Source organism: Synechococcus sp. R6-10, assembly GCF_047461815.1.
Classification (GTDB): domain Bacteria; phylum Cyanobacteriota; class Cyanobacteriia; order Thermostichales; family Thermostichaceae; genus Thermostichus.
Window position 1 is genome coordinate 1 of sequence record NZ_JANSHW010000487.1, and the last position, 1,482, is coordinate 1,482.

The following is a 1,482-nucleotide window of genomic DNA, read 5'->3' on the forward strand; positions in this document are numbered from 1 at the left end:
CCGTGGTAGCTGGAGAGCAGAGAAATGCCCATTTTGGAAAGAATCTTGAGCAGCCCTGCCTCAATGGCGGCGCGGTACTTCAGTTGCACCTCGGCCAGGGAAAGCTGGGGCAACTTGCCGGCAGCCATCTGGGTTTGCGTCTTGGGCTTGTGCCACCACTGCCGCACAGCTTCATAGGCCAGATAAGGACAAACGGCGCTGGCCCCGTAGCCGATCAAGCAGGCAAAGTGGTGGGTGCTCCAGCATTGGGCAGTCTCCACCACCAGGGAAGCGCGTAGGCGCAGCCCCTCCTGGATGAGGTGATGGTGGATGGCGCCCACCGCCAACAGAGGTGGGATCAGAGCCTGCTCGGCATCAAGGCCGCGATCCGAGAGGATTAAAATCTCAGCTCCCCCCCGCACTGCCTGAGCCGCCTGCTGGCAGAGGGCCCGTACCTGGACCTCCAGTCCTTCTGGGCCGGCAGCCACCGGGTAGAGAATCGGGAGCGTGTGGCAGGGAAAAGGGGTATGCTGCAGAGCGGCCAGCTCCGCTTCGTTGAGCACCGGGCTGCGCAACTGCAACAGGCGGGCATGCTCAGGGCGGATCTCCAGCAGGTTGCCCTTGGATCCCAGATACACATCCAAAGACATCACCAGGCTCTCCCGCAGGGGATCGATGGCAGGGTTGGTGACCTGGGCAAAGCGCTGCTTGAAATAGTCGTAGAGGGGATGAGGCTGGGTGGACAGCACAGCCAGCGGCGCATCATCCCCCATGCTGAAGGTGGGCTCCTTGCCCGTAGCCGCCATCTCCTCGATGATCATCTCCACATCTTCTGAGGAGTACCCGAAGGCGGTTTGGGCTTGTAACAGTTGTTCTTCCGAGAGGTGAGGGGTATTTTCAAAGCCTTGGGTGCTGAGCTGAACGCGATGGGCTTTGAGCCATTCGCCGTAGGGGTGCTGGGCTGCCACCTGGGTTTTGATCTCCCAGTTTTTGCAGATTTGCCCGCTCTGCAGATCCACCGTCAGCATCTGCCCCGGGCCTAGCCGCCCTTTTTCCAAAATGTCGGTCTCCGGCAGAGGAACCACGCCAGCTTCCGAGGCCACCACCAGCAGACCATCGCGGCTGCGAGCGTAGCGGGCTGGGCGCAGGCCATTGCGATCCAACGTGGCCCCGATGGTTTTGCCGTCGCAGAAAACCACCATCGCCGGGCCATCCCAAGGCTCCTGCAGGCCGCCGAAGAACTCGTAGAAATCCACCACTTCCGGGTGATTCTGCAGTTCTGGCTGGTTGCGATAGGCTTCCGGGATCAGCACCATCATCGCCTGCTGAGTGGAGTAGCCCGACTGAATCAACAGCTCAAACACAGCGTCCAGACCTGCTGAGTCGCTGGTGCCCGGGTCAATAATCGGCTTCAGATCCTCGACCGCTGTACCCCAGCGGGGATGGGAAAGGGTTTGTTCGCGGGCGGCCATCCAGTTGACATTGCCCAGGTAGGTGTTGATC

Annotated in this window: 1 protein-coding gene; it reads right to left on the reverse strand. The window is 61.0% G+C overall.

Translation table 11 applies throughout. From position 1 onward, the window contains the following. Window positions 1-1,482, reverse strand: a 1,482-nt coding sequence (locus NW837_RS12610; RefSeq protein WP_414331981.1) for a glutamate synthase central domain-containing protein, incomplete at both ends; no start/stop codon positions are given.